General features: G+C 70.9%; 32 protein-coding genes. 18 read left to right on the top strand and 14 right to left on the bottom strand.

The window, feature by feature from the left end:
- Positions 1-12 precede the first annotated feature (12 nt).
- Both OG245_RS11035 and era read left to right on the top strand, forming a co-directional pair.
- A complete protein-coding gene (locus OG245_RS11035; RefSeq protein WP_371623350.1) occupies positions 13-960 on the top strand; it encodes a WxL protein peptidoglycan domain-containing protein in 948 nt (315 codons plus the stop codon).
- Between the two features lie 60 nt (positions 961-1,020).
- Entirely contained in the window at positions 1,021-1,995 is a 975-nt protein-coding gene (gene era / locus OG245_RS11030; protein ID WP_176739489.1) for a GTPase Era, read from the top strand.
- 25 nt (positions 1,996-2,020) lie between these two features.
- On the opposite strand, the gene OG245_RS11025 is transcribed toward era, so the two are convergent.
- Positions 2,021-2,287, bottom strand: coding sequence for a protealysin inhibitor emfourin (locus OG245_RS11025; RefSeq protein WP_371623349.1), 267 nt, complete (start codon positions 2,285-2,287; stop codon positions 2,021-2,023).
- 59 nt (positions 2,288-2,346) lie between these two features.
- On the bottom strand, positions 2,347-3,423 hold the full coding sequence (locus OG245_RS11020; RefSeq protein ID WP_371623348.1) for a M4 family metallopeptidase: 1,077 nt from the start codon (positions 3,421-3,423) through the stop codon (positions 2,347-2,349).
- A gap of 289 nt (positions 3,424-3,712) precedes the next feature.
- Between OG245_RS11020 and leuA the strand changes: the two genes are divergently transcribed.
- The 4 genes from leuA (at position 3,713) to OG245_RS11000 (ending at position 8,198) form a co-directional block, all read left to right on the top strand.
- Positions 3,713-5,518: a 2-isopropylmalate synthase gene (gene leuA / locus OG245_RS11015; RefSeq protein WP_371623347.1), complete on the top strand. Its 1,806-nt coding sequence runs from the start codon at positions 3,713-3,715 to the stop codon at positions 5,516-5,518.
- A gap of 223 nt (positions 5,519-5,741) precedes the next feature.
- Entirely contained in the window at positions 5,742-6,446 is a 705-nt protein-coding gene (locus OG245_RS11010; protein WP_371623346.1) for a TerB family tellurite resistance protein, read from the top strand.
- Between the two features lie 57 nt (positions 6,447-6,503).
- Entirely contained in the window at positions 6,504-7,250 is a 747-nt protein-coding gene (gene recO, locus OG245_RS11005) for a DNA repair protein RecO (RefSeq protein WP_026237355.1), read from the top strand.
- A gap of 102 nt (positions 7,251-7,352) precedes the next feature.
- A complete protein-coding gene (locus OG245_RS11000) occupies positions 7,353-8,198 on the top strand; it encodes an isoprenyl transferase (RefSeq protein ID WP_073958752.1) in 846 nt (281 codons plus the stop codon).
- An 81-nt stretch (positions 8,199-8,279) separates the two neighbouring features.
- Here OG245_RS11000 and OG245_RS10995 read toward each other — a convergent pair whose 3' ends face one another.
- From OG245_RS10995 to OG245_RS10980, 4 genes are all read right to left on the bottom strand, one after another.
- Entirely contained in the window at positions 8,280-8,714 is a 435-nt protein-coding gene (locus tag OG245_RS10995) for a Fur family transcriptional regulator (RefSeq protein ID WP_371623345.1), read from the bottom strand.
- Positions 8,715-8,818: 104 nt separating this feature from the next.
- Positions 8,819-9,718: a metal ABC transporter permease gene (locus tag OG245_RS10990; protein ID WP_371623344.1), complete on the bottom strand. Its 900-nt coding sequence runs from the start codon at positions 9,716-9,718 to the stop codon at positions 8,819-8,821.
- Complete coding sequence (locus OG245_RS10985) at positions 9,718-10,524, bottom strand: metal ABC transporter ATP-binding protein (RefSeq protein WP_371623343.1); 807 nt, start codon at positions 10,522-10,524, stop codon at positions 9,718-9,720. The genes OG245_RS10990 and OG245_RS10985 overlap by 1 nt, the downstream gene beginning before the upstream one ends.
- 38 nt (positions 10,525-10,562) lie before the next feature.
- The gene (locus OG245_RS10980; RefSeq protein WP_371623342.1) at positions 10,563-11,579 is read right to left on the bottom strand and encodes a metal ABC transporter substrate-binding protein; all 1,017 of its coding nucleotides are present in this window, start codon (positions 11,577-11,579) and stop codon (positions 10,563-10,565) included.
- A 188-nt stretch (positions 11,580-11,767) separates the two neighbouring features.
- On the opposite strand from OG245_RS10980, the gene OG245_RS10975 reads away from it, so the two are divergent.
- From OG245_RS10975 to OG245_RS10965, 3 genes are all read left to right on the top strand, one after another.
- Complete coding sequence (locus tag OG245_RS10975) at positions 11,768-13,150, top strand: glycine--tRNA ligase (protein WP_371623341.1); 1,383 nt, start codon at positions 11,768-11,770, stop codon at positions 13,148-13,150.
- A 100-nt stretch (positions 13,151-13,250) separates the two neighbouring features.
- Positions 13,251-13,454 carry a hypothetical protein gene (locus OG245_RS10970; RefSeq protein ID WP_371623340.1) on the top strand — a complete coding sequence of 68 codons (204 nt, stop codon included), beginning with the start codon at positions 13,251-13,253 and terminating at the stop codon, positions 13,452-13,454.
- 231 nt (positions 13,455-13,685) lie between these two features.
- Positions 13,686-13,907 (top strand): DUF6243 family protein, encoded by a 222-nt coding sequence (locus tag OG245_RS10965; protein WP_371623339.1) that lies wholly within the window; start codon positions 13,686-13,688, stop codon positions 13,905-13,907.
- A gap of 108 nt (positions 13,908-14,015) precedes the next feature.
- Here OG245_RS10965 and OG245_RS10960 read toward each other — a convergent pair whose 3' ends face one another.
- From OG245_RS10960 to OG245_RS10945, 4 genes are read right to left on the bottom strand one after another with little or no spacing between them, the layout of a single operon-like run.
- A complete protein-coding gene (locus OG245_RS10960; protein ID WP_371623338.1) occupies positions 14,016-14,387 on the bottom strand; it encodes a hypothetical protein in 372 nt (123 codons plus the stop codon).
- A 9-nt stretch (positions 14,388-14,396) separates the two neighbouring features.
- Entirely contained in the window at positions 14,397-14,798 is a 402-nt protein-coding gene (locus OG245_RS10955; RefSeq protein ID WP_371623337.1) for a hypothetical protein, read from the bottom strand.
- A 44-nt stretch (positions 14,799-14,842) separates the two neighbouring features.
- Entirely contained in the window at positions 14,843-15,223 is a 381-nt protein-coding gene (locus OG245_RS10950; RefSeq protein ID WP_371623336.1) for a hypothetical protein, read from the bottom strand.
- A gap of 38 nt (positions 15,224-15,261) precedes the next feature.
- Positions 15,262-15,528: a hypothetical protein gene (locus OG245_RS10945; protein WP_371623335.1), complete on the bottom strand. Its 267-nt coding sequence runs from the start codon at positions 15,526-15,528 to the stop codon at positions 15,262-15,264.
- A gap of 106 nt (positions 15,529-15,634) precedes the next feature.
- Here OG245_RS10945 and OG245_RS10940 point away from each other — a divergent pair, with 106 nt between their 5' ends.
- The 3 genes from OG245_RS10940 (at position 15,635) to OG245_RS10930 (ending at position 17,061) form a co-directional block, all read left to right on the top strand.
- The gene (locus OG245_RS10940) at positions 15,635-16,462 is read left to right on the top strand and encodes a Scr1 family TA system antitoxin-like transcriptional regulator (RefSeq protein ID WP_371623334.1); all 828 of its coding nucleotides are present in this window, start codon (positions 15,635-15,637) and stop codon (positions 16,460-16,462) included.
- Positions 16,459-16,668 carry a DUF397 domain-containing protein gene (locus tag OG245_RS10935; protein ID WP_371623333.1) on the top strand — a complete coding sequence of 70 codons (210 nt, stop codon included), beginning with the start codon at positions 16,459-16,461 and terminating at the stop codon, positions 16,666-16,668. Before OG245_RS10940 ends, OG245_RS10935 begins: the two co-directional genes overlap by 4 nt.
- 183 nt (positions 16,669-16,851) lie before the next feature.
- Positions 16,852-17,061 carry a DUF397 domain-containing protein gene (locus tag OG245_RS10930; protein WP_371623332.1) on the top strand — a complete coding sequence of 70 codons (210 nt, stop codon included), beginning with the start codon at positions 16,852-16,854 and terminating at the stop codon, positions 17,059-17,061.
- A 45-nt stretch (positions 17,062-17,106) separates the two neighbouring features.
- Here the strand turns inward: OG245_RS10930 and OG245_RS10925 are convergent, their stop codons facing one another.
- Positions 17,107-17,961 (bottom strand): sigma-70 family RNA polymerase sigma factor, encoded by an 855-nt coding sequence (locus OG245_RS10925; RefSeq protein ID WP_371623331.1) that lies wholly within the window; start codon positions 17,959-17,961, stop codon positions 17,107-17,109.
- 133 nt (positions 17,962-18,094) lie between these two features.
- On the opposite strand from OG245_RS10925, the gene OG245_RS10920 reads away from it, so the two are divergent.
- From OG245_RS10920 to OG245_RS10905, 4 genes are all read left to right on the top strand, one after another.
- Positions 18,095-18,451: a DoxX family protein gene (locus OG245_RS10920; RefSeq protein WP_371623330.1), complete on the top strand. Its 357-nt coding sequence runs from the start codon at positions 18,095-18,097 to the stop codon at positions 18,449-18,451.
- 145 nt (positions 18,452-18,596) lie between these two features.
- Entirely contained in the window at positions 18,597-18,860 is a 264-nt protein-coding gene (locus OG245_RS10915) for a hypothetical protein (RefSeq protein WP_371623329.1), read from the top strand.
- A 96-nt stretch (positions 18,861-18,956) separates the two neighbouring features.
- The gene (locus OG245_RS10910; RefSeq protein ID WP_371623328.1) at positions 18,957-19,217 is read left to right on the top strand and encodes a hypothetical protein; all 261 of its coding nucleotides are present in this window, start codon (positions 18,957-18,959) and stop codon (positions 19,215-19,217) included.
- A gap of 36 nt (positions 19,218-19,253) precedes the next feature.
- Complete coding sequence (locus tag OG245_RS10905) at positions 19,254-19,826, top strand: hypothetical protein (RefSeq protein WP_371623327.1); 573 nt, start codon at positions 19,254-19,256, stop codon at positions 19,824-19,826.
- A 170-nt stretch (positions 19,827-19,996) separates the two neighbouring features.
- Here the strand turns inward: OG245_RS10905 and OG245_RS10900 are convergent, their stop codons facing one another.
- Both OG245_RS10900 and OG245_RS10895 read right to left on the bottom strand, forming a co-directional pair.
- On the bottom strand, positions 19,997-20,818 hold the full coding sequence (locus OG245_RS10900; RefSeq protein WP_371623326.1) for a trypsin-like serine protease: 822 nt from the start codon (positions 20,816-20,818) through the stop codon (positions 19,997-19,999).
- A 206-nt stretch (positions 20,819-21,024) separates the two neighbouring features.
- Positions 21,025-21,774 carry an alpha/beta hydrolase gene (locus tag OG245_RS10895; RefSeq protein WP_371623325.1) on the bottom strand — a complete coding sequence of 250 codons (750 nt, stop codon included), beginning with the start codon at positions 21,772-21,774 and terminating at the stop codon, positions 21,025-21,027.
- Between the two features lie 254 nt (positions 21,775-22,028).
- Here OG245_RS10895 and OG245_RS10890 point away from each other — a divergent pair, with 254 nt between their 5' ends.
- Positions 22,029-22,706, top strand: a complete 678-nt coding sequence (locus OG245_RS10890) for a hypothetical protein (protein WP_371623324.1) — start codon at positions 22,029-22,031, stop codon at positions 22,704-22,706.
- Between the two features lie 116 nt (positions 22,707-22,822).
- Positions 22,823-23,476: an HAD family hydrolase gene (locus OG245_RS10885; RefSeq protein ID WP_371623323.1), complete on the top strand. Its 654-nt coding sequence runs from the start codon at positions 22,823-22,825 to the stop codon at positions 23,474-23,476.
- 55 nt (positions 23,477-23,531) lie between these two features.
- On the opposite strand, the gene OG245_RS10880 is transcribed toward OG245_RS10885, so the two are convergent.
- On the bottom strand, positions 23,532-23,837 hold the full coding sequence (locus tag OG245_RS10880; RefSeq protein WP_371623322.1) for a cupin domain-containing protein: 306 nt from the start codon (positions 23,835-23,837) through the stop codon (positions 23,532-23,534).
- Between the last annotated feature and the right edge of the window lie 60 nt (positions 23,838-23,897).

Below are 23,897 nucleotides of genomic sequence, written 5' to 3'. Positions count from 1 at the left end.
GGGTCCCGTACCGTGCGCAAGCTCTCCGTGCTCCTCCCGACGGCTGCCCTGCTGCTCCTCCTCGGCGCGCCCGCCGCCCACCCGGCGGACAACGGCAGCTGGTCCGTCCGGCCGGCCACCGGCCCGTCCGGGACGCGCCCCTCCCTCTTCCTCTTCGCCGCCCCGGGCAGCACGCTCACCGACCGGGTCACCATCACCAACAAGACCGCGAAGCCGCTGACCCTGCGGCTGTACGCGGCCGACGCCTACAACACCCCGCGCGACGGCGGCTTCGCGGTCCGCGACCGGAAGGAGAAGCAGCGCTCCATCGGCGCGTGGGCCCGCACCGACCGCGACACCGTCACCGTGGGCCCCAAGGCCTCGGTCACCGTGCCCCTGACCATCACCGTCCCGGAGAACGCCGAGCCGGGGGACCACCCCGGCGCGCTGATCGCCCTGGACGAACGCGTCGGGGCCACCCGCCGCGGCGCCCTGGCCGTCGGGGTCCGCCGGGCCGTCGGCGCCCGTATCCACCTGCGGGTCAACGGGCCCACCGTCCCCGCGCTCTCCGTCGAGGACATCCGGATCGAGCAGGACCGGCCCCTGGTCCCGGGCACCGGCACGAGCCGCGCCGTCATCTCGTACACCCTGCACAACCGGGGGAACGTCACCCTCGCCCCCGCCGTCGCCCTCCGCGCCGAGGGCCTCTTCGGCCGGACCCTGCTGAGGCGCGGCCTGACGAAGCCGCCCGCCGAGCTGCTGCCCCGCCAGCAGGTCCGGCTGACCGAGACCTGGGACGGGGCGCCGCAGCTGGACCGGGCCGAGGTCGAGCTCACCGCCACCGCGAAGGGCACCCGGGAGTCGGCGGCCGTCACGTTCCTCGCCGTGCCGTGGCTCCTGGCCGGAGTGCTCACGGTGCTCGTCGCCGCCGGAGGGGCCCTCTGGGCACGGGCCCGCCGACGCCGTACGCGCACGGAGTGAGGCCCCCGTGAGGACCCTCGCGCGGCCCACTGTGCTCGGGTGCCGCCGGGATCGGGGAGAATGGTCGCCATGAGCGCTCGACCGAACCAAGAATCCGCTGCCGCGCAAGCGGAGACCACCTCCCCCCACCGGGCCGGCTTCGCCTGCTTCGTGGGCCGCCCCAACGCGGGCAAGTCCACCCTCACGAACGCTCTCGTCGGTCAGAAGGTGGCGATCACCTCCAACCGCCCCCAGACCACCCGGCACACGGTGCGCGGCATCGTGCACCGTGACGACGCGCAGCTGATCCTGGTCGACACCCCCGGCCTCCACAAGCCGCGCACGCTCCTGGGCGAGCGGCTCAACGACGTCGTGCGGACCACCTGGGCCGAGGTCGACGTCATCGGCTTCTGCCTGCCCGCCGACCAGAAGCTCGGCCCCGGCGACAAGTACATCGTCAAGGAGCTCGCGGGGATCAAGAAGACCCCCAAGATCGCCATCATCACCAAGACCGACCTGGTCGAGTCGAAGGCGCTGGCCGAACAGCTCCTCGCCGTCTCCGCGCTCGCCGACGAACTGGGCTTCGAGTGGGCCGAGATCATCCCGGTCTCGGCGGTCAAGGACCAGCAGGTCGGCCTGCTCGCCGACCTCATCGCCCCGCTGCTCCCCGTGAGCCCGCCGCTCTACCCGGAGGGCGACCTCACCGACGAGCCGGAGATGGTCATGGTCGCGGAGCTGATCCGCGAGGCGGCGCTGGAGGGCGTACGCGACGAGCTGCCGCACTCCATCGCGGTCGTCGTCGAGGAGATGCTGCCGCGCACGGACCGCCCGGCGGACAAGCCGCTGCTGGACATCCACGCCAACGTCTACATCGAGCGCCCCAGCCAGAAGGGCATCATCATCGGCCCGAAGGGCCAGCGGCTGAAGGACGTCGGCACCAAGTCCCGCAAGCACATCGAGGCCCTGCTCGGCACGCCGGTCTTCCTGGACCTGCACGTGAAGGTCGCCAAGGACTGGCAGCGCGACCCGAAGCAGCTGCGCAAGCTCGGGTTCTAGAGACGTCCGGCGGAAGGTGCCGATCTCACGCGCCCTCCTTGAGGACGCGTGAGATCAGCGTGCGCTGCGCCCCGGTCAGATCGGGGTCAGCGCAGTACACGGTGCGGTCCCCGACGGTGATCGCGTACCGGAAGCCGTCCGGTACGCCCGTCGTCGGGCTGTCCCGCGCGGAGGCGAGCGCCTCCTCGGCGAGCGTGTGCCACTCCTGGGCGTCCGCCCGGCCCTCGGTGTCGACCTCATGGCGGCGGGCGATGCCGGCGAAGCCGCCGGTCCGGCTGACCTGAATACGCATGGGGTCCTGTCTATCGGGGGCCGCGCGGACGCTCAACCCCGACTCCTCGGCGGGCCGGGTCACGCCTTGGTCGGCACGCCCACCTCCGACCAGGCCTTCAGGACCGCCTCCCGCTCGTCGCCCGCGCCGAAGCGGTCGCCCGCCGCCGTGACCGTCAGCCGGGCGAACTCCGCGAAGTCCGCGGTGGCCGTCAGCTCGCCGCCGGTCAGCACGTCGAACCAGATCTGCCCGGCACGCTCCCAGGAGTTGCCGCCCAGCGCGGTGGCCAGGAGGTGGAACGCGCGGTTGGGGATGCCGGAGTTGAGGTGGACCCCGCCGTTGTCCTCCTCCGTCTCGATGTAGTCCGCCATGGAGCCCGGCTGCGGGTCCTTGCCGAGGACGTCGTCGTCGTACGCCGTGCCGGGGGCCTTCATCGAGCGCAGCGCGTCCCCGCTGACCCGGGGCGCCAGCAGCCCGGCCCCGATCAGCCAGTCGGCCTGCTCCGCGCTCTGGCCCAGCGAGTACTGCTTCACCAGCGAGCCGAAGACATCGGAGACCGACTCGTTGAGCGCGCCGGACTGGCCCTCGTAGCGCAGGTTGGCGGTGTACTGCGTCAGGCCGTGGGCCAGCTCGTGGGCGATCACGTCGACCGCGACGGTGAAGTCGAGGAAGATCTCGCCGTCGCCGTCCCCGAAGACCATCTGCTCGCCGTCGAAGAACGCGTTGTTGTACTCCTCGCCGTAGTGCACGGAGCCGATGAGCGGCAGCCCCTTGCCGTCGATCGAGCTGCGCCCGTACGCCGAGAGCAGCAGCTCGAAGGTGGCGCCGAGGCCGGCGTACGCGCGGTTGACGCTGGCGTCCGAGGTGGGCTTGTCGCCCTCGTCGCGGACCTGGCGGCCGGGCAGGGCGGTGCCGTTCCGGCAGTCGTACAGGGTGCGGTGGGGCTTGGTGGGGACCGCCAGTACGCCGGGGGTGCTCGGGACGGCGGCGAGGGCCTTCGTCCGACGGCCCTCGCGGCGGAGGCCGTCGGCGGCCAGCGTGCGGCGGGCCGGATCCGCGAGCCGGGCGTCGGCGGACCGGGACAGGTGATCGAGGACGTGGGGCGGAACGATGGTGCAGAAGACGGGGTGGAGATCGCCGTCGGTTCGAAGGTGCATACAACGACTGTGGCACTCCGTCACGGCCCTGTCACTGGTTGCGACGATGATTGACGAAATGGAGTGATGAGTCACCGTTTACCCGTCATCGATGCCCGGTCCCGCATACTGATACGGACCGACACCACGGGCCACACTCGGTTACGCTCGTCGCATCATGCGTTTCGGGCTGCTTCTCCTTAGCTGCCGCGGCGAGGGCCTGTAGTCGTAGGCCGACCCCCTCCCCGCGGAGTCTGGTGCTGCAGCGACACAGTCGGCCGACCCCCGCTGGACCGAGGAGCCCTACGCCATGACCACCGTGAATCCTGCCGGTAACACCGTGAATCCCGCCCGTGATTCCGTCGGCCGCCCCACCCCGATCACCAACGCGACGCAGCTCCAGAAGCCGTCCGGGATGCCGGTCCACAAGTACCGCGGCTACGAGGCCGTCGACATCGCCGACCGCACCTGGCCCGACAACCGGATCACCGTCGCGCCCCGCTGGCTGTCCACCGATCTGCGCGACGGCAACCAGGCGCTGATCGACCCGATGTCCCCGGCCCGCAAGCGCGAGATGTTCGACCTGCTGGTCGCGATGGGCTACAAGGAGATCGAGGTCGGCTTCCCGTCCTCCGGCGAGACCGACTTCAACTTCGTCCGCTCCATCATCGAAGAGGGCGCGATCCCCGAGGACGTGACGATCTCCGTCCTGACGCAGGCCCGCGAGGAGCTGATCGAGCGCACCGTGGAGTCACTGGTCGGCGCCCGCCGGGCCACCGTCCACCTGTACAACGCCACCGCCCCCACCTTCCGCCGCGTCGTCTTCCGCGGCTCGCGCGACGAGGTCAAGCAGATCGCGGTGGACGGCACCCGGCTGGTCATGGAGTACGCCGAGAAGATCCTGGGCCCGGAGACGGTCTTCGGCTACCAGTACAGCCCGGAGATCTTCACCGACACCGAGCTGGACTTCGCCCTGGAGGTCTGCGAGGCCGTCTGCGACGTCTGGCAGCCGGAGGAGGGCCGCGAGATCATCCTCAACCTGCCCGCCACCGTGGAGCGTTCGACGCCCTCCACCCACGCGGACCGCTTCGAGTGGATGTCCCGCAACCTGACCCGCCGCGAGCACGTCTGCCTGTCGGTCCACCCGCACAACGACCGGGGCACCGCCGTCGCCGCCGCCGAGCTGGCCATCATGGCGGGCGCCGACCGCATCGAGGGCTGCCTGTTCGGCCAGGGCGAGCGCACCGGCAACGTCGACCTGGTCACCCTGGGCATGAACCTCTTCTCCCAGGGCGTCGACCCGCAGATCGACTTCTCGCAGATCGACGAGATCCGCCGCACCAGCGAGTACTGCAACCAGATGGAGATCCACCCGCGCCACCCCTACGCGGGCGATCTGGTCTACACCGCCTTCTCCGGCTCCCACCAGGACGCCATCAAGAAGGGCTTCGACGCGATGGAGCGGGACGCGGCGGCCCAGGGGAAGACCGTCGACGACATCGAGTGGGCCGTGCCGTACCTGCCGATCGACCCGAAGGACGTCGGCCGCTCCTACGAGGCCGTCATCCGGGTCAACTCGCAGTCCGGCAAGGGCGGCATCGCCTACGTCCTGAAGAACGACCACAAGCTGGACCTGCCGCGCCGGATGCAGATCGAGTTCTCCCGGATCATTCAGGCCAAGACCGACGCCGAGGGCGGCGAGGTCACCCCGGCCCAGATCTGGACCACCTTCCAGGACGAGTACCTGCCGAACGCCGACGACACCGCGGCTCGGTGGGGACGCGTCCAGCTCCGCTCCGGCCAGACCACCACCGACACCGACGGCCGGGACACCCTGACCGTCGAGGCCACCGTCGACGGCGCGGACACCGTGCTGAGCGGCACCGGCAACGGCCCGATCTCCGCGTTCTTCGAAGCGCTGCAGGCCATCGGCATCGACGCCAGGCTGCTGGACTACACCGAGCACACGATGAGCGAGGGCGCCAGCGCCCAGGCCGCCTCGTACATCGAGTGCGCGATCGACGGCAAGGTCCTCTGGGGCATCGGCATCGACGCCAACACCACCCGCGCCTCGCTCAAGGCGGTCGTCTCCGCGGTCAACCGCGCGGCCCGCTGACCCGACCGGCCCCTCCCGGGCCTTCGCGTCCCCTCTTCGTACGGACGTCCGGTTCGACCCCGTACGACGGCATTGACGGACCCCGACCGCCCGCACCGGGTGGTCGGGGTTCGGCCATATCCAGGGGTTGTGACGTCCCAGAGGCTGACGCCGCATCGCGCGTGTGGCTAACATCACGTCCAACACACGGCAATGTTGCCGGAGCGTTACGGAGGTGTGCGACGTGCGGTCAACCAAAGGACAACGCGCTCTGAGGCCGGTCCTCTGCGGCGTTCGCACCATCTGGGACGCCGTCGGCGACGGCGCCTTCTTCTGCCCCGGCTGCGGGGGAGACCGCAACTACCGCCGGCTCACCGGCCGCCGCCGCCTCACCGTCCTCGGCGTCCCGCTGGTCCGCCGGGGCGAGACCGAGCCCGTCGTCGAGTGCGCCGCCTGCCTCACCCACTACGCCCCCGAGGCGCTGGACCACCCCACCACGACCCGGTTCTCGACGATGCTCCGCGAGGCCGTCCACACCGTCACCCTGGCCGTCCTCGCCGCCGGGGGCACCACCTCCCGCACCGTCCTGGAGGCCGCCGTCGCCACCGTGCGCGACGCCGGGCTCGACGACTGCACCCAGGAGCAGCTGTTCACCGTCGTCGAGGTGCTGGCCGCCGACACCGGCCGGGGCTCCGGCTCCGACCCGGCCGCCGAGGCCTGCGGCCCGACCCTCGCCATCGAGCTGCACGAGGTGCTGGCCCCGCTCGCCCCGCACCTGGCCACCGCCGGCCGCGAGTCCGTCCTCCTCCAGGGCGCCAGGATCGCGCTGGCCGACGGTCCCTACTGCGCCGCCGAGCGCCAGGTCCTGACCACGGTCGGCAGCGCCCTCCAGCTCCCCGCCGACGACACCGCCCGCCTGCTGGCCGCGGCCGCCCGTACGCCCTCGTAGCGGCCTTCTCCGGGCCGCCCCCGCCACGGGAGGCCCCAGGTGGGCGACAATGGGCCCATGAGCTTGTTCCGGGACGACGGCATCGTGCTGCGTACGCAGAAACTGGGCGAGGCCGACCGGATCATCACGATCCTGACCCGCGGCCACGGCCGGGTGCGGGCCGTCGCCCGCGGGGTGCGCCGCACCAAATCCAAGTTCGGCGCCCGCCTGGAGCCCTTCTCCCACGTCGACGTGCAGTTCTTCGCGCGCGGCAGCGAGCTGGTCGGCCGCGGGCTGCCGCTCTGCACCCAGAGCGAGACGATCGCCCCCTACGGCGGCGGGATCGTCGCCGACTACGCGCGCTACACGGCGGGCACCGCGATGCTGGAGACCGCCGAGCGGTTCACCGACCACGAGGGCGAACCGGCCGTCCAGCAGTATCTGCTGCTCGTCGGCGGCCTGCGCACCCTCGCCCGGGGCGAGCACGCCCCGCACCTGATCCTGGACGCGTTCCTGCTGCGCTCGCTCGCGGTCAACGGGTACGCGCCCAGCTTCGAGGACTGCGCCAAGTGCGGAATGCCCGGTCCGAACCGGTTCTTCTCCGTCGCGGCGGGGGGCGTCATATGCGGTGACTGCCGGGTCCCCGGCAGCGTCGTACCCTCGGCACAGGCCCTGGCCCTGCTGAGCGCGCTGCTCAGCGGCGACTGGGCGACGGCGGACGCGTGCGAGGCACGTCATGTCAGGGAGGGGAGCGGACTGGTGTCCGCCTATCTGCACTGGCATCTGGAGCGCGGACTGCGTTCGCTGCGGTACGTCGAGAAGTGACGCGGCACGTGGAGAAGTGACGCGGTGCGCGGAGAAGTGACGCGGTGCGTCGGGCAGACGGCGCGGCGCGTGGAGAAGTGACACAGGGAGACTGAGAAGCTCATGGCAGTACGCGGGATCCTCGGCGGCCGTAACCGGCGCACGTACAAGACCCCCGAGCCGCACCCCACGGGCGCGACGCCTCCGAAGATCCCCGGCGAGCTGGTGCCCCAGCACGTCGCCGTCGTGATGGACGGCAACGGCCGCTGGGCCAAGGAGCGGGGTCTGCCGCGCACCGAGGGCCACAAGGTCGGTGAGGGCGTCGTCATGGACGTTCTCAAGGGCTGTATCGAGATGGGCGTGAAGAACCTCTCGCTCTACGCCTTCTCCACGGAGAACTGGAAGCGCTCGCCGGACGAGGTGAAGTTCCTGATGAACTTCAACCGCGACGTGATCCGCCGCCGCCGCGACGAGATGGACGAGCTCGGCATCCGCATCCGCTGGGTGGGCCGCATGCCCAAGCTGTGGAAGTCCGTCGTCCAGGAGCTCCAGGTCGCCCAGGAGCAGACCAAGGACAACGACAGGATGACGCTGTACTTCTGCGTCAACTACGGCGGCCGCGCCGAGATCGCGGACGCCGCGCAGCGCATCGCCCAGGACGTGGCGGCCGGGAAGCTCGACCCCTCCAAGGTCAACGAGAAGACCTTCGCGAAGTACACGTACTACCCGGACATGCCGGACGTGGACCTCTTCGTGCGGCCGAGCGGCGAACAGCGCACCTCGAACTACCTGATCTGGCAGAGCGCGTACGCCGAGATGGTCTTCCAGGACGTTCTCTGGCCGGATTTCGACCGTCGGGACCTGTGGCGGGCCTGCCTGGAGTACGCCCAGCGCGACCGCCGCTTCGGCGGGGCGGAGGCGGTGGAGGCGGCGAAGGCCGCCGAGGCCGCCGAGGCCGCCAAGAAGTGACGCGAAAAGTGACGTGAAAGAGGCGGGTCCGGGACGCTGACAGCGTCCCGGACCCGCCTCTTCTCGTTCGTGTCCCGCTCGTTACGCCTTGCTCGCGGCGCACTCCGCGCAGGTGCCGAAGACCTCGACGGTGTGCGCGACGTTCACATAGCCGTGCTGGGCGGCGATCGTCTCGGCCCACTGCTCGACGGCCGGGCCCTCGACCTCCACCGCCTTGCCGCAGAGCCGGCAGACCAGGTGGTGGTGATGGTCACCGGTCGAACACCGCCGGTAGACGGCCTCGCCCTCGGTGGTCCGCAGGACGTCGACCTCACCCGCGTCGGCGAGGGACTGCAGGGTCCGGTAGACCGTGGTCAGGCCCACGGAGTCGCCGCGGTGCTTGAGAACGTCGTGCAGCTCCTGAGCGCTGCGGAACTCGTCGACCTCGTCGAGCGCCGCCGCCACCGCCGCCCGCTGCCGGGTGGACCGGCCGCGCACCGGCGCTGCGTTCGTGCCACTGATCGGCGCCGTGGCCACAGCTGCCTCCTCGTGTCGCCCGTACATGTGTCGGGCCATTGTGCCAGCCCGGCCGGGCACCGCCGGCGAACACGTACGGTGCGACTCGGTCACACGTACCGCTGTCACACGCTTACGTCGTCCCGCTCCCGGCGGGCCCCCGGTACTCCAAGGGTGCACTCGGCGCCCTTCGCCTCGCTCGCCCGCGCCCGGCGTCGCGCGAGCGGAGCGGCCAGCGCGGTCAGTGCCACGAACACCGCGATGGCCAGCAGCACGATCGTCGCGCCGGGCGGGACGTCCTGGTAGTACGAGGTCACGGTGCCGGTGAGGGTCACGGCCGTGCCGATCACCACGGCCAGCACGAAGGTGACCCTGAAGGACTTGGTGATCTGCTGCGCCGCCGCCACGGGCACCACCATCAGCGCGCTGACCAGCAGCAGGCCGACGACCCGCATCGCGACGGTCACGGTCACGGCGGCGGTCACCGCGATCAGCAGGTTCAGCACCCGCACCGGCAGCCCGGACACCCGGGCGAACTCCTCGTCCTGGCTGACCGCGAACAACTGCCGCCGCAGCCCCACCGTGACCAGCACCACGAAGGCGGCCAGCACGCAGATCGCGATGACGTCCGACTCGGAGACGGTGGCCAGCGAGCCGAAGAGGTACGAGGTCAGATTGGCGTTGGAGCCCGTGTCGGACAGGTTGATCAGCATGACGCCGCCCGCCATGCCGCCGTAGAACAGCATCGCGAGGGCGAGGTCGCCGCGGGTGTGTCCGTACCAGCGGATCAGCTCCATCACGACCGCGCCGGCCACGGCGACGGCGGTGGCCATCCAGACCGGGCTGGTGGAGAGCAGGAAGCCGAGGCCGACGCCGGTCATCGCGATGTGCCCGATGCCGTCGCCCATCAGGGCCTGCCGGCGCTGCACCAGGTAGATGCCGATGGCGGGCGCGGTGATGCCGACCAGCACGGCCGCGATGAGCGCCCGCTGCATGAAGGGAGGGTTCAGGAATTCGAGGAGCATCAGGTCAGCAGTCCCGTCCGGACGGGCTCGGCGGCCGCGTGGGGGTGTACGTGGTCGTGGCCGGGCAGGGCGTGCTGGCCGAGGGCCTCGGGCGGCGGCCCGTCGTGGGTCACGCAGCCGTCGCGCAGGACGACGGCCCGGTCGATCAGGGGCTCCAGCGGGCCCAGCTCGTGCAGCACCAGCAGCACGGAGGTGCCCAGCGCCACCTGCTCGCGCAGGGTCGAGGCGAGGATCTCCTGGCTGGCCAGGTCGACCCCGGCCATCGGCTCGTCCATGATCAGCAGCTCCGGCTCGGAGGCCAGGGCGCGGGCGATCAGGACCCGCTGGTGCTGGCCCCCGGACAGCGCGCTCACGGAGTCCTTGGCGCGGTCGGCGAGGCCCACCAGCGCGATGGCCCGGTCCACGGCCGCCCGGTCCGCCTTCCCGGGCCAGCGCAGCCCCGTACGGGACAGCCGGCCGGAGGCGACGACCTCGCGGATCGTGGCGGGCACGCCGCCCGCGGCCGTGGTGCGCTGCGGGACGTAGCCGATCCGGCCCCACCGGCGGAAGCGGCGCAGCGCGGTGCCGAACAGCTCGACGCTGCCGCCGGTCAGCGGGACCTGCCCGATGACGGACCGTACGGCGGTGGACTTGCCGGAACCGTTGGCGCCCAGCAGCGCGACGACCTCGCCGCGGCGCACGGTCAGGTCCACCCCGCGCAGCACGGGGCGTGCGCCGAGGGTGGCCGTGGCGCCGCGCAGGGCTATCACGGCCTCGTGGGCGGGCTCGCGTGCGGCCTCGCGGGTGGTGCTCTCACGCTCCGGCATGAGCGCCTCCGATCCGATGGCTGTGCGGGTGCTGCGGGTCACTTCGCGCCGAGTGCCTTCTGGAGCGCGGTGAGGTTGGACTCCATGACCTCGATGTAGTCAGCGCCCCGGGACTTGTCCGTGATTCCCTCCAGCGGGTCCAGGACGCCGGTCTTCAGCCCGGTGTCCTTCGCGAGGGTCTTCGCGGTCCGGTCACTGGCGAGCGTCTCGAAGAAGACCGTGGTGGCCTTCTCCTTCTCCGCGATGGTGTGGATCTCCTGGATCCGGGCGGGGCTCGGCTCGGCCTCGGGGTCGATGCCCGCGATGCCCTGCTGGGTGAGTCCGTAGCGCTCGGCGAGGTAGCCGAAGGCGGAGTGGGTGGTGATGAACGTCGTGGTGGAGGTGTTCTTCAGCCCGGTCTCGTACGCCGTGTTCAGCTCGCCCAGCTCGGCGACGAGGGCGTCGGTGTTCTTCCTGTAGTCGGCGGCGTGGTCGGGGTCGGCCTTCTCCAGCGACTTGCCGACGCCCTTGGCGACCTCGGCGTACTTCACCGGGTCCAGCCAGATGTGCGGGTCGGCGCCGCCCTCCTCGCCGTGGTTGTGGCCGTCGCCCTCGGAGTGCTCCTCGTGCTCCCCGTGCTCCTCGGGGGCCTCTTCCGCGTGGTCATGGCCGTGGTCGTGGCCGCTGACCTCGGAGCCGTGGTTCTCCAGGGTGGTGAGGGTCGCGGCGTCGACGGTGTTCTTCACACCGGACTGCTTGATCGCGTCGTCCACGGCGGGCTGGATGCCCTTGAGGTACAGCACGTAGTCGGACTCGCTGATGGAGCCGATCTGGCGGGGGGTGAGCTCCAGGTCGTGCGGCTCGACGCCCGGCTTGGTGAGGCTGGTGACCGCGACGTGCTCGCCGCCGATCCTCTCGGTCAGGAACTGCATCGGGTAGAACGACGCCGTCACCTTCAGCTTGTCGCCGTTGCCCCCGTCCGCTGCGTCGGAGGTGGAGCAGGCCGAGAGAGCGGTCAGACCGAGGACGACTGCTCCGGCGACGGCGGTGGTGGGTATGAGGCGGCGTACGTTCATGACACTCATTTTCAACTAAAGTGGAAACGATTGTCAACAAGGCTGATGAGATGCCCGGAAGGTCACATAGGGGCACCGGGAAGATCACCGGCAAGATCCTTCACGTCCCACCGATTTGATCCCAGGGGTGCGCCCGCCGGTAATCTGAGGCATTCGCCGTTCGTCACCGTCGTAATGAAGAGAGCACCGTGGCCGCCGACAAGATCGACACCATCGTCAGCCTGAGCAAGCGCCGTGGCTTCGTCTACCCCTGCAGTGAGATCTACGGTGGTCAGAAGGCCGCCTGGGACTACGGGCCGCTGGGCGTCGAGATGAAGGAGAACCTGAAGCGTCAGTGGTGGCGCTACATGGTCACCGCGCGCGAGGACGTGGTCGGCATCGACTCGTCGGTCATCCTGGCCCCGGACGTCTGGGTCGCCTCCGGACACGTCGCCACCTTCTCGGACCCGCTCACCGAGTGCACCTCCTGCCACAAGCGCTACCGCGCCGACCACCTGGAGGAGGCGTACGAGGAGAAGCACGGCAAGCCGCCGGTCAACGGCCTCGCCGACCTCAACTGCCCCAACTGCGGCAACAAGGGCACCTTCACCGAGCCCAAGCAGTTCTCGGGTCTGCTCTCCACCCACCTCGGCCCGACCCAGGACTCCGGCTCGGTCGCCTACCTGCGCCCCGAGACCGCCCAGGGCATCTTCACCAACTTCGGCCAGGTGCTCCAGACCTCGCGCAAGAAGCCGCCGTTCGGCATCGCGCAGATGGGCAAGTCCTTCCGGAACGAGATCACTCCGGGCAACTTCATCTTCCGGACCCGTGAGTTCGAGCAGATGGAGATGGAGTTCTTCGTCAAGCCGGGCGAGGACGAGGAGTGGCAGCAGTACTGGATGGACCAGCGCTGGAGCTGGTACACGGACCTCGGCATGCGCGAGGAGAACATGCGCTGGTTCGAGCACCCGAAGGAGAAGCTCTCCCACTACTCCAAGCGCACCGCCGACATCGAGTACCGCTTCCGCTTCGGCGGCAGCGAGTGGGGCGAGCTGGAGGGCGTGGCCAACCGCACCGACTACGACCTCAAGGCGCACTCCGAGGCGTCGGGCACCGACCTCCAGTACTACGACCAGGAGGCCAACGAGCGCTGGACGCCGTACGTCATCGAGCCCGCGGCCGGTGTCGGCCGCGCGATGCTGGCGTTCCTCCTGGACGCCTATGTCGAGGACGAGGCCCCCAACGCCAAGGGCGTCATGGAGAAGCGCACCGTCATGCGCCTCGACCACCGCCTGGCCCCGGTCAAGGTCGCGGTCCTGCCGCTCTCCCGCAACCCGCAGCTCTCGCCGAAGGCCAAGGGCCTGGCGGCCGACCTGCGCAAGAACTGGAACATCGAGTTCGACGACGCCGGCGCCATCGGCCGCCGCTACCGCCGTCAGGACGAGATCGGCACCCCGTTCTGCGTCACCGTCGACTTCGACACCCTCGACGACAACGCGGTGACCGTGCGCGAGCGCGACACCATGAAGCAGGAGCGCGTCTCCCTGGACCAGATCCAGGCGTACCTCGGCTCCCGCCTGCTCGGCTGCTGACACCCGCACCCGTGCGTGAGGCCCCCGGTTCCGGGTACGGAACCGGGGGCTTCGTCGTACGGTCCACCGGAGCCCCCGCCGCCGTTCCGGGAGGTACGCGATGCCGTCCAGCACCACGAGCAAGGTCAGCAGATGGGACCAGCACGGCCGTGAACACGTCGTGCGGGTGAGGAAGTCGAGCGTGACGCGCCAGCTGACGTGCTCCACCTGCGCGTGGCAACGCCCGGCGCAGTTCCTGCCCTGGCTGAAGGCCGAGGAGCACCTGGCCGAGGCCCATCAGGCGACGGTCGACCCGACGGCCTGAGACCCGGGCCTCGCGTCCGGGTCGGGTCGGACCGGGGCGCGGCCCCGGGCGGCCGGAAAACCTGGTGCGGGGCGCTCCGGGGGCGGGGTACGGTCTCCGCATGTCTTCGTTCTTCCAGATCTACGAGTGAGAGCGCGGCGGGTGCGCACACCCCGCCGCAGCCCGGGACCGGCGCGACCGGTCCCGATCACGTTCACCTGATTCACTTCACACGTCACATGGGAGAACGCCATGGCCAAGAGCCGTAACAACCTCCTCGGCGTCGGCGGACAGCGCAAGAAGCTGTCCCGCGCCGAACAGCAGGGCGCGGGTTCCGCGCGAGGCGCCGACCGCAAGGCCGCCGAGGACAAGAAGCAGGAGCTGGTGCGCAAGATGCGCGAGCGCGCCGAGACCCAGGCCGCCGCCACCGCCTCCGAGCCGGGCGAGCAGGACGCGTCGCCCGCGCAGAGCTGACGCCTGAGTACTACGCCGTAATAGGGTCGTGGGCCCGGATCATCCGTGATCCGGGCCCACGGTCGTGATCCGGGCCCGATCCCCGATCTCCCGCCCGTACGCGGTCCGTCACCGGCGGAACAGATGCGGGTGCCGCCGCGCCAGCTCGCGCGTGATCGCCTCGTCGGTGGGGTCGGTGACCTCCCAGCCGTGCCCCGGCGGGTGCCCGGTGAACAGACCGCAGGCCGCGTCCTCGTCCCGGGGATCGTGGACCGCGCACCAGGGGAGCGGCAGCAGCCGGACCTGCCCAGCACGCCACCGCGCCCAGACGGCGCTCCCCGGCCGCCCGCCCTCGTCCCACAGCATCGTCGCGTGCGTCCCGTCGTGGCCCTCCGCGAGTTCGCAGAGCAGGTGTCCGGCCTCCGGACGGCGATCCGGGACCGAGAGGGCGAGCACATGCTTGGGGGGCGGCAGCAGAGCGACGGCGGTGCACTGGTTCACGGGTACGGGTCACCCTTCGGGGGAGTGGTCGCCTGATAGGAGCCGCTCCGCGATCAGGTCGCCGAGCGGATCGCCCACGTCCCAGGAGTGGGGCGCGGTGTGGTGGTCGAAGAAGGAGCACTGCCGTACGACGTCGGTGCCGAGCCGGCGCAGGAGCGCGGGACACCAGGGCGCGCGGTCGGTCCGGTGGGCGCGTTCCGTTCCGTCGCCGGTCCAGAAGAACCACTGGGCCGCCGAGTCGGGCGTCCGGCCCGGTCGGAGGAAGGCGGCGTGTTCGGTGTGCGTGCCGTCGTGCTCGCCGAGTTCGCACAGGACGTACGGCTCCGGATCGCCGGAGTCGTCCAACCCGGCGGAGGGGAGCCGCAGCACGGCTTCTGGAGGGAGAAGCGTGACGGCGGTGCACTGGAGCACGGCGTTCAACTCCGTTTCGGGCGGCGGGACTTTCGAAACACGCCCTAGTGGTCGGCCGGGTGGCCACGCCACCCGGCGAGGGTCAGGCTGAGCCCGACGGCGGGATCGAGCACGGTGAACAGCGCGGGGAACCCGGCCTCCAGGGCCCGTATCGCGTGGTCCTGGTGCGCGCCGTCCGTGGCCCAGTGGCGCAACTCCTCCGGCGCGTCGGAGCCGTGGAAGCGGACCGGGCGTACGTCGCCGGTGGGCGGCGTTACGGGTTCGGGAGCGAGCAGGAGCCCATGACCGTTGGCCAGGCGGAGCGCCTGGCGCCGGAGCCAGAGGAGGACGAGCCGCCGGTTCCGCACGACGACCCCGCCGAGCGAGGCGGACCGCTGCCCGTCGGAGAGGGTGACCTCGGCCGCGTAGACCGGCACGCGCGTCATGCGGACCGGCGCGGTCCGTCGAGCGGCCGGCGCGACGTTCACAGGACCTCGCCCCGGCTACGGGCGTTGAGGCGCGCGGTACGGGCGCGGAGCTGCTCTATCAGGATTGCGGGCCGCACATGGCGGGGCTCGACCTCCCACTCCGCGCCGCCCCCTACCGGCCGCAGTGACCAGTAGGGGCCGGCGACCCCTCGGAACTCACCCACGCGGTCGGCGCGGCTGGTGTCGACCAGGAGGGTTCCGAGGGCGGGGGTGGAGGTGGTGGAGGGCGTGGGCGTATTCGGGCGTACGTTCTCGCCGTACATCGATCGCTCCTCTCCGTAGCCGTTCGGCTACCGGGGCGATTCAGCGTGGCCTAGGGTCGGGCTGTCTTCAACCTGCGCCTTTTGCTCAGAGAGTTAGGGCTTCGACATGGTGAATCGCAAGCAGCTCGACCCCGACGACCCGGACGTTTCCTTCGGCTTGCAGTTGAGGCAGGCCAGAGACGCGCGGGGCTGGACGCAGGACGAGTTAGCCGGGCGCATGGGGTGCTCCGGAACCCATATTTCGGCCGTGGAAACTGGTCGGCGTCCTCCGACTCCCCGTTTCGCGAGAAGTGTTGACAGAGCGTTGGGGACCGGCGACAAGTTCGGCCGCATGGTCCAGGCGATGAAGGACCTGACCCTGCTGGAGGGCTTCCCGGAGTACGCGCGCTACGAGGGCCGAGCGGTGGAGATCAGGCTCTACGAAGTTGGGATCGTCCCTGGGCTGTTGCAGACGCCGGAGTACGCGCGGGTCTTGGCCGACAGTGCCGTACGGCGGGGAGCGATCACACCGGAGCAGGCCGACGATCGCGTGTCTTTCCTTGCGGAGCGCCAAGCGGCTCTGGCACGGCCGAATCCGCCCATGCTCTTCGTGACCATGGACGAAAGCTGCATTCGCCGTCCGGTCGGAGGCTCCACTGTCATGAACGCCCAGCTGGAGCAGCTGCTGGAGTTCGCCGAACTGCCCAACACCCTGCTTCAGGTGGCTCCGTACGAGATCGGTGAACAGCGGACGTTCGACCTGCCGGTCAACATTCTGACGCTGCCGGACCGGTCGGTGATCTGCTACGCCGAGTCGCAGACTCAGGGACACCTCGACCGCGAAAGCTCGTTCGTGCTGCCCATACTGACGGCCTACCATCAACTTCAGGGCGCGTCGCTGTCGCAGACGGCGTCGGTGGCCAAGATCAGCCAGTTGCGAAAGGGCACCCTGTGACGACCGAATCCCCCCGATGGTTCAAGTCCTCGTACAGCAACAACGGCGGCAACTGCATCGAGGTCGCCGCGAATCTCGCCGCCTCGCGCGGCGTCGTCCCCGTCCGTGACTCCAAGGTCGCGGGCGGCCCGGTGGTCGCCGTCCCCACCACCGCCTTCGCGGCGTTCGTCGCGGGCGTTCAGGGCGGGACGTTCGACACCGTCTGAGGAACCGAGCAGCAGGAACCGAGCAGCAGGATGCCCCACCCTGCGTGGCAGGGTGGGGCATCCTGCTGCTCGGAGAGAAAGGGCGCCGTTTGAGCGCTACCACCGACTTCGCGCCGGGCATTCTGGTGTCCTACACGTGCTGTCATGCATGGTGGTAGTTCCTGCGGCGAAGGGATACCCATGATGCCCCCCGAATCCCCCCGATGGTCTAAGTCCTCGTACAGCAACAACGGCGGCGACTGCATCGAGGTCGCCGCGAATCTCGCCGCCTCGCGCGGCATCGTTCCCGTCCGTGACTCCAAGGTCGAGGGCGGCCCGGTGGTCGCCGTCCCCGCTACCGCCTTCGCGGCGTTCGTCGCGGGCCTTCGCGACGGGACGTTCGACACCGTCTGATGAACTCGACCGAGGAAACCGCGCTGTCGGCGCGTCGGAGCACCGTCAGAGCTCCGGGGCGTCGAACCGGTCGTCGGTCCGCACCAGGCGCAACGCGATACGGGTGACCCGCCCGCCCGCCGTGCTGATCCCGATCGTGGCGAAGGGGTGTCCGCCCGGGGCGATGACGTACATCGGCCGGCCGTTGACGGTGAGTCGGCAGGCCGCCCGGATGCGGTCGCGGAACTGGGCGGTCTCGGCGGCGATGTCGGCCGCGCCGGTCACGGTGGTGCGGCCGCCGTGCGGCAGGAGCGCCGCCTCGGCGTCGCGCACGCTGTCGGGCGCGAGCAGCCGGATCATGCCGCGCGTGTCCCCGGTCCGGGCCGCCGCCATGAAGGCGTCCACGATCCGCTGATCCGCCCGGCCGGCCTCCTCCGCGTCCTGCCGGGCGGGGGCGAGGCGTCGGCGTGCGCGGCTGGCGTGCTGCTTGGCGCTGGGCACGGTCGCGCCCAGCACCTCCGCGATCCGGTCGAACGGTGTGGAGAACAGATCGTGCAGGACGTACGCGACCCGTTGGGGCGGGGTCAGCCGGTCCAGCAGGACCATCAGCGCCCGGGAGACGTCATCGGCGCGGAGGACCGCCTCGTCAGCGGCCAGGTCTTCCGCCGGGACGGCGTCCGCCAGCAGCGGCGCTTCGGCGCGGCGGCGTCGGGCACGCAGTTCGTCCAGGCAGACCCGGGCGGTGACGGTCGTGAGCCAGGCGGACGGGTTCTCGACCGACGTGGAGGGCCGGGCGGTGGCCGCCCGTACCCATGCGGTCTGGACGGCGTCCTGCGCGTCCTGGGCCGAGCCCAGCATGCGGTGGGCGACCGACAGGAGGCGTGGCCGTGCGGTCTCGAACTCTTCGACCGTGATCGGCATGGGGGTGTCACCTTCCGGGGCGGGCGGACGTCAGGACGGTCGGATGAACCCCTTCCTGTCCGCCTTCCTGCCGCGCCTTCCCGCGCGGCTCCCGAGGAGATGAGAATGCCATGCACCGACAGACGGTGAGGACATGACCTCCGTACTGCTCATCGCCACGGTGACCTGTGCCGTCGCGAACGTTTCCGTCGCGGTCGCGGACTACCTACGGGCGCCGTTCGTACGGGCCAACTCGGCGGAGGTGCACGTTCCGCCCTGGGCGGTGCCGTATCTGGCGACGCTCAAACTCGCGGGTGCGGTGGGCCTCGTCGCCGGCCTGCTGGGTGTCCACCGGCTGGGCCTGGCGGCGGCGATCGGCCTGACCGTGTTCTTCGTCGGAGCGGTGCTGGTCCACGTCCGGACGCGCGTCTTCCACAACATCGCCTTCCCGGGGGTCTACCTGCTGCTCGCCGTCGCCAGTACCGGCTTCTTCGCGCCCGGCGTGCGGTGACCGCCGCCGGTGCGGCCCTTCGCACCGACGACGGCCGACCTTCGCCGGACCCGGGTGGATGGGCCCGCGCGGGACGGCTTCCGTGGCTCTGTCACGTACGGGTGATCACCGCGTGACCTGACAGGAGGGTCCGCGTTCATCAGCCATGCGAAAGATCATCACGTGCGGCCTGCTGGCCGCCGCGGCCCTGTCCGCCTCCGCCGCCGCGCCCGCCTTCGCCGACAACGACAGCAACTTCGGGAGTGGAGTCAACGCGGCGAACAACGGGAACTTCACGGCCGCGGACGTGTGCGTCCAGGAACTCGCCGTCGTCCCCGCACTGGCCGACTGGACCGGCAACCACCAGAACAACTGCTCCAACGGCAACGTCATCGATCACTCCGGCACCGAGGCGCGGCCCGGCCACTGAACCGGCGACCAGGGAACACCACGAGGGCGGGGCCCGCGCGGCACTCGCGCGGGCCTTCGCCGGTTTCGAGCCGCGCCCCGGGGGCAACCGGCCGCCATGGACACCAACGCGCACACCGAAGAAGTGGCCCCGACCCAGGGGGACGAGCACCACGTCCTCCTCAGCGCCGACACCAACGGCGACGGCAAGCCCGATGTATGGATGACGGACACCACCGGTGACGGGAGAGCGGACCTCTACCAGTTCGACACCACCGGCGACGGCGCGATCGATGTGACGGTGGTCGAGGGGGCGGACGAGCCGGGCACGGACCGGCTCGTCATCGAGGGCGACGGCGGCCACCCCCAGCAGACCTGAAGCCATGACGTCCCAGCGCGGCGGGGAGGCGGGGGCGTGACCGCTTCGGCCGGAGAAGCACACGACGGTGCGGGACGCTGGAGCCTGGCAGGGCCCGTCCTCGCCGTCCTGCTGGTGGCGGCGGTGGGAGGCTTCCTGGCGGGGGCGGTCCTCGGCGAGGGGGAGAGGGGCGTTCGGCAGGGGCTGTTCGTCGCCGGCGCCTTCGTCCTGCTCGGCACGGGCGCGTACGCCGGAGCCTGGTGGTGGCACCGGCGCCGGGCGGCGAAGTTCGGGATGAGCGCGGGCCGCTACCTGCGGGTGGGCCGTCTGATCCGGCGCGGCCAGGCGCCGGACGACGCCGCAGAGCGCGCGGCCGCGGCCGACATCGCCGTACGCATGCGGCGTGCGCTGGGCTCTTCCTCGCGCCGGTGGGTGTGGTGGCTCCTGGGAGCGGGTGCGCTGCTGTGGTTCGTCAGCGGGGTGTTCCTCGTCGTCGACGGCAACTACGGACGTGCCTCCTACAACCTCGTCATGGCGGGCCTGCTCCTCGTCAACCCGCTGACCATGCGCCGTCGCCGCCGCCGGATGGAGGCCGCGGAGCGGGCCCTGGGCATCTCCCCGCCTGCCTGATCCTCCGACGCGCTGCTGCTCGCGGTCGCCGTCACCGCCCACGTCACGGGCGGACGGTGCCGCCGACGCCGGACCCAGGACCCCGCCGGCCACGACGCCCGTGTGACGCCGTATCGGTGTCGGGCGGAAGGGCATGGCCGGCGCGACGGGCCGGCGAGGGAGGTCCTGCATCAGCCGTGGCGGCGTATCGCCTCACGGATCCAGCCCGCGTAGGCGGGTGCGCTGGTGTAGAGCCCCGGCCCGTCGCTGCAACGCACCCCCGGCGCGCCGGGGCCGGAGGTGACGCCGATCAGCTCCCAGCGTCCCTTCCGGTCCCGCCGGAGCTGGGGGCCGCCCGAGTCGCCGTTGCACGCCATGGCCTCGGGTGTCCGGCTGACGGTGCACAGGCGGGTGCTGTCCGCGTAACCCGGTGCGCAGTCGGTCACCGCTCCCCGGCGGGTGTCGAGTTCCTGGAGCCGGTCGGGGAAGACCCATGGGGCGTCGGGTGCGTCGTCGGTCCTGCCGAAGCCGAGGATGCGGGTCGGGGCGCCGGGCCGTCCCGGGCGGTCGGCCATACGGACGGGCTGCTCCGCGACCGGGCGGTTCAGACGGATCAGGGCGATGTCGTCGCGATTGGGTCCGGTGTTCTCGCCGCTCCGGTAGCCGGGGTGGGACACCGTCTTCGCGACGGACCGGACCGTGCCTCCGGAGTCCTTCCACTCGCTGCCGACCCTGACGGTGCCGTCCAGGGTGACAAGCCCCGGGTCCACACAGTGGGCAGCCGTGAGCACCCATCGGGAGTCGATCAACGATCCCCCGCAGACCCCCGTGAACGTCGGGTCGTCCGCACCCGTCACGGGGATCGACACCATGGACGGGTAACGCTGCGTGGAATCCTCTCCGTTGACGATGGCTCCGGCGCTGCCGGTCATCGTGGCGGCGCACGCCGCTCCGGCCAGGACGACTGCGGCGGCGCGCGCCACCGTACGGCGTGGGGACTTCAAGCGGAACACTGGTTCTCCGATCGGCTGAGCAGGTTCGACCTGCTCAGCCTCCGCGATCACGGAGAACTGATCCATCCGGCCAGCGGGCCTGTCCTGGGTCGGGCCCGCTGGACCGGGCGGGGTAGGGAGACCCCCCGGAGGCGGAGGGCCATCGACGTCCGGTGTGCCGCCCGGGCTGCCGGAGCGGCCGGCGCGCGAGCGTGCTGGACGAAGCCCTACGACACGTGCGGCTTCAGGTGCCGGGCGAAGAACCTGGCCCCGGTGTCCAGCTCGAACTCCGGGACGCCGGTGTGCCCGCCGAGGTTGGCGTGCAGGGTCTTCTCCGTGGAGCCGAAGGCGTCGAAGAGGTCCAGGGCCGCCTGCCGGTCGTTCCCCTCGTCGTCCCACTGGAGCAGGATGTGCAGCGGAATGGTGACGCGGCGGGCCTCCTCGAACACGGCGGCGGGCACGAGACTTCCGGCGAAGAGCCCGGCGGCCACGATGCGCGGTTCGACCGCGGCGAGACGGACGCCGATGGAGATCACTCCGCCCTCGTATCCGACCGGGCCGCCGATTCCGGGCAGCGCCAGGAGCGCGTCCAGGACGGCCTGCCATTCCGGGACCGCCCGGTCGACCAGCGGCAGGATGAGGGCGTCGACGATCTCGTCACCGACCGGCCCGCCCGCCTCCATCGCCCGGCGCAGGTCGGCGCGGGCCTGTTCGGCGGCGGCCCAACGGGGCCGTTCACCGCTCCCGGGGAGCTCGATGGTGGCCGAGGCGAAGCCGTACTCCGTCGCGTAGTGGCGGGCCCGGCCCGCCAGCCGGGGGTACATCCTGCGCAGCCCGAGCGGGGGATGGCCGATCAGGATCAGTGGCGTCGGCGCGGACGCGGCAGCCGGTGTCCACAGGATGCCGGGGATGTCGCCGAAGCTGAATTCGCGTTCGAGGGCTCCGCCGTCGAGACGCCGTTCCGAGGTGACGTGCATGGTCGTGCCTTTCGGGAGGCTCGTGAGCGGCGCTCCCGGGCGACCTACCGCCCGACCGTGACCCCGAAGGGGAGCACCCATGTCGATACAGCGTTCACGGGTACCACCTCCTCGTTCTCCAGCACGGTCACCGGGAACGTAGCAGCGGTCCCGGTGGTCCGCCAAGCGGATTCCGCGCGGGCCGGGAATCCTGCGAAGCTGCTCTCCCCGCATCCCCGCCCCGTCCGTGTGATGGTGTGGGGCACACTCTGCGTGTGTCCTCCACCGTGAACCTCGCAGGCGCCGACGAGATACGCGCCTATCTCGTCGACCAGTTGAACTCTGTCCTGCGCCGTCCCGGCATGTACTCGCAGGGTGACAGCGCGCTGTGGATGCTGATGGATCACTTGCTCTTCGTGGAACGCCGGCCCGAGCTCTGGGCTCAGGAGCGGCGCAGTCGGGTAAGCCGAGGGGCCGGGACGAGCATCGGTCTGGCGGGCATGTTCCAGGATCGGATACCGGGAGGCTACGACCAGAACTGCGTCGCCTCGGTCTACGTCGAGTTCGCGCACCGCTGCGGCTGGCTCAGGCCCGATCGCGTTCTGCCGGTCGGGGAACACCACGCTCTGCTGGCGAAAGTGCGCCAGTGGGCGCGGACCGACCGCTCGTGGGCGGATGTCGTCGCCGAGTTCGGCCCGCCGTCCGTCCTGTGCGGAGGGACCAACCCGCTGTACAGCAAGACGCTGGGCTACCTGGGAGAGGACCCCGACGAGCCGATGGTGTTCTTCCATCTCTGGAATGGCAGCGGCCCGGCACCCGAGTCGGCATGGCCCGAGCTCGACGAACCTGTTCTGCTCGCTGTCCGCCTCGGAGACGCGCCCTTCGACGAGGCGTTCACCTTCACCCCCGAGGGACAACGGCGGTGCCCCGGGCCGGACTCGCCCTGCCGCTGAGCACCGGAGAGTCGCGCGACACCAGCAGGACGGGCCTCCGCCCTGCTGATCCATCCCGGCCTCGGGTCCGTCACCGCCGCCGCGTGACCGGGATGGCCTCCGGCTAACCTGCGGGCATGATCCAACCGATCGAACTCGTCATATTCGACTGCGACGGCGTGCTCGTCGACAGTGAGCGCATCGCGGTGCGCGTGGACGCCGTCGTCCTGGCCGGGTTGGGATGGGAACTCACCGAAGCCGAGATCATCGACCGGTTCATGGGCCGCTCCAGCCTGTCGATGACGCGACAGGTGGAGGAGCACCTCGGGCGCAGCCTGCCGGCCGACTGGGAGGAGGAGTTCGCGCACCTCTACCACGATGCGCTCGCCGCCGAACTCACCCCCGTCGAGGGCATCGTCGACGCCCTCGACTCCCTCACGCACCTCTCCACCTGCGTGGCATCCAGCGGGAGCCACGAGAAGATGCGCTTCACGCTGGGGATCACCGATCTCCACCCGCGCTTCGAAGGCCGCATCTTCAGCGCCACCGAGGTCGAGCACGGCAAACCGGCCCCGGATCTGTTCCTCCACGCCGCACGGCGGATGGGGGTCCCGCCCGAGGCGTGCGCCGTGGTCGAGGACAGCCAGTACGGTCTTCGAGCAGCCCGGGCCGCAGGCATGCGCGCCTTCGCCTACGACGGGGGAATGACTCCCGTGGAGCGACTCGAAGGGCCCGGCACCGTCGTCTTCGACGACATGCGCAGACTGCCCGGTCTCCTCGCGGATCAGTGACCGCCACCCGACGCGGAGCCGTCGGCCGCCGTGCCGGCCTTCACCGAACGCCCGGTCAGGGCTCCGGCAGTTCCACGATCACCAACGTGCCCCGGCTCCCGGGGCGGACCGCGTGTGCGGTCCCCGCCGCCACCATGAACAGCTCGCCCGCCCCCACCGACACCGGCACGCCTTCCACCTCCAGCTCCAGCCTGCCGTCGAGGACCAGCAGGGCCTCGCCGGCCCCATGGCTCTCCTCGACGACGGGCAACCCGTCCATGCGCAGTACCTTCACGCAGGCCGCCCCCACCGTGCCCAGCACGCGGGAGCTCCACGCCTCCGGCAGAGCGGCCGCCGTCTCCGCAAGGTCGATCGCCCTCATGGCACACCCCTCCCACGGACCCGGTCGGTCATGCCGAAAAGGGCCCGTGCGTAACGATCA

This window comes from Streptomyces sp. NBC_01116 (assembly GCF_041435495.1).
Classification (GTDB): domain Bacteria; phylum Actinomycetota; class Actinomycetes; order Streptomycetales; family Streptomycetaceae; genus Streptomyces.
This window is presented reverse-complemented; position numbering and strand designations above follow the sequence as displayed.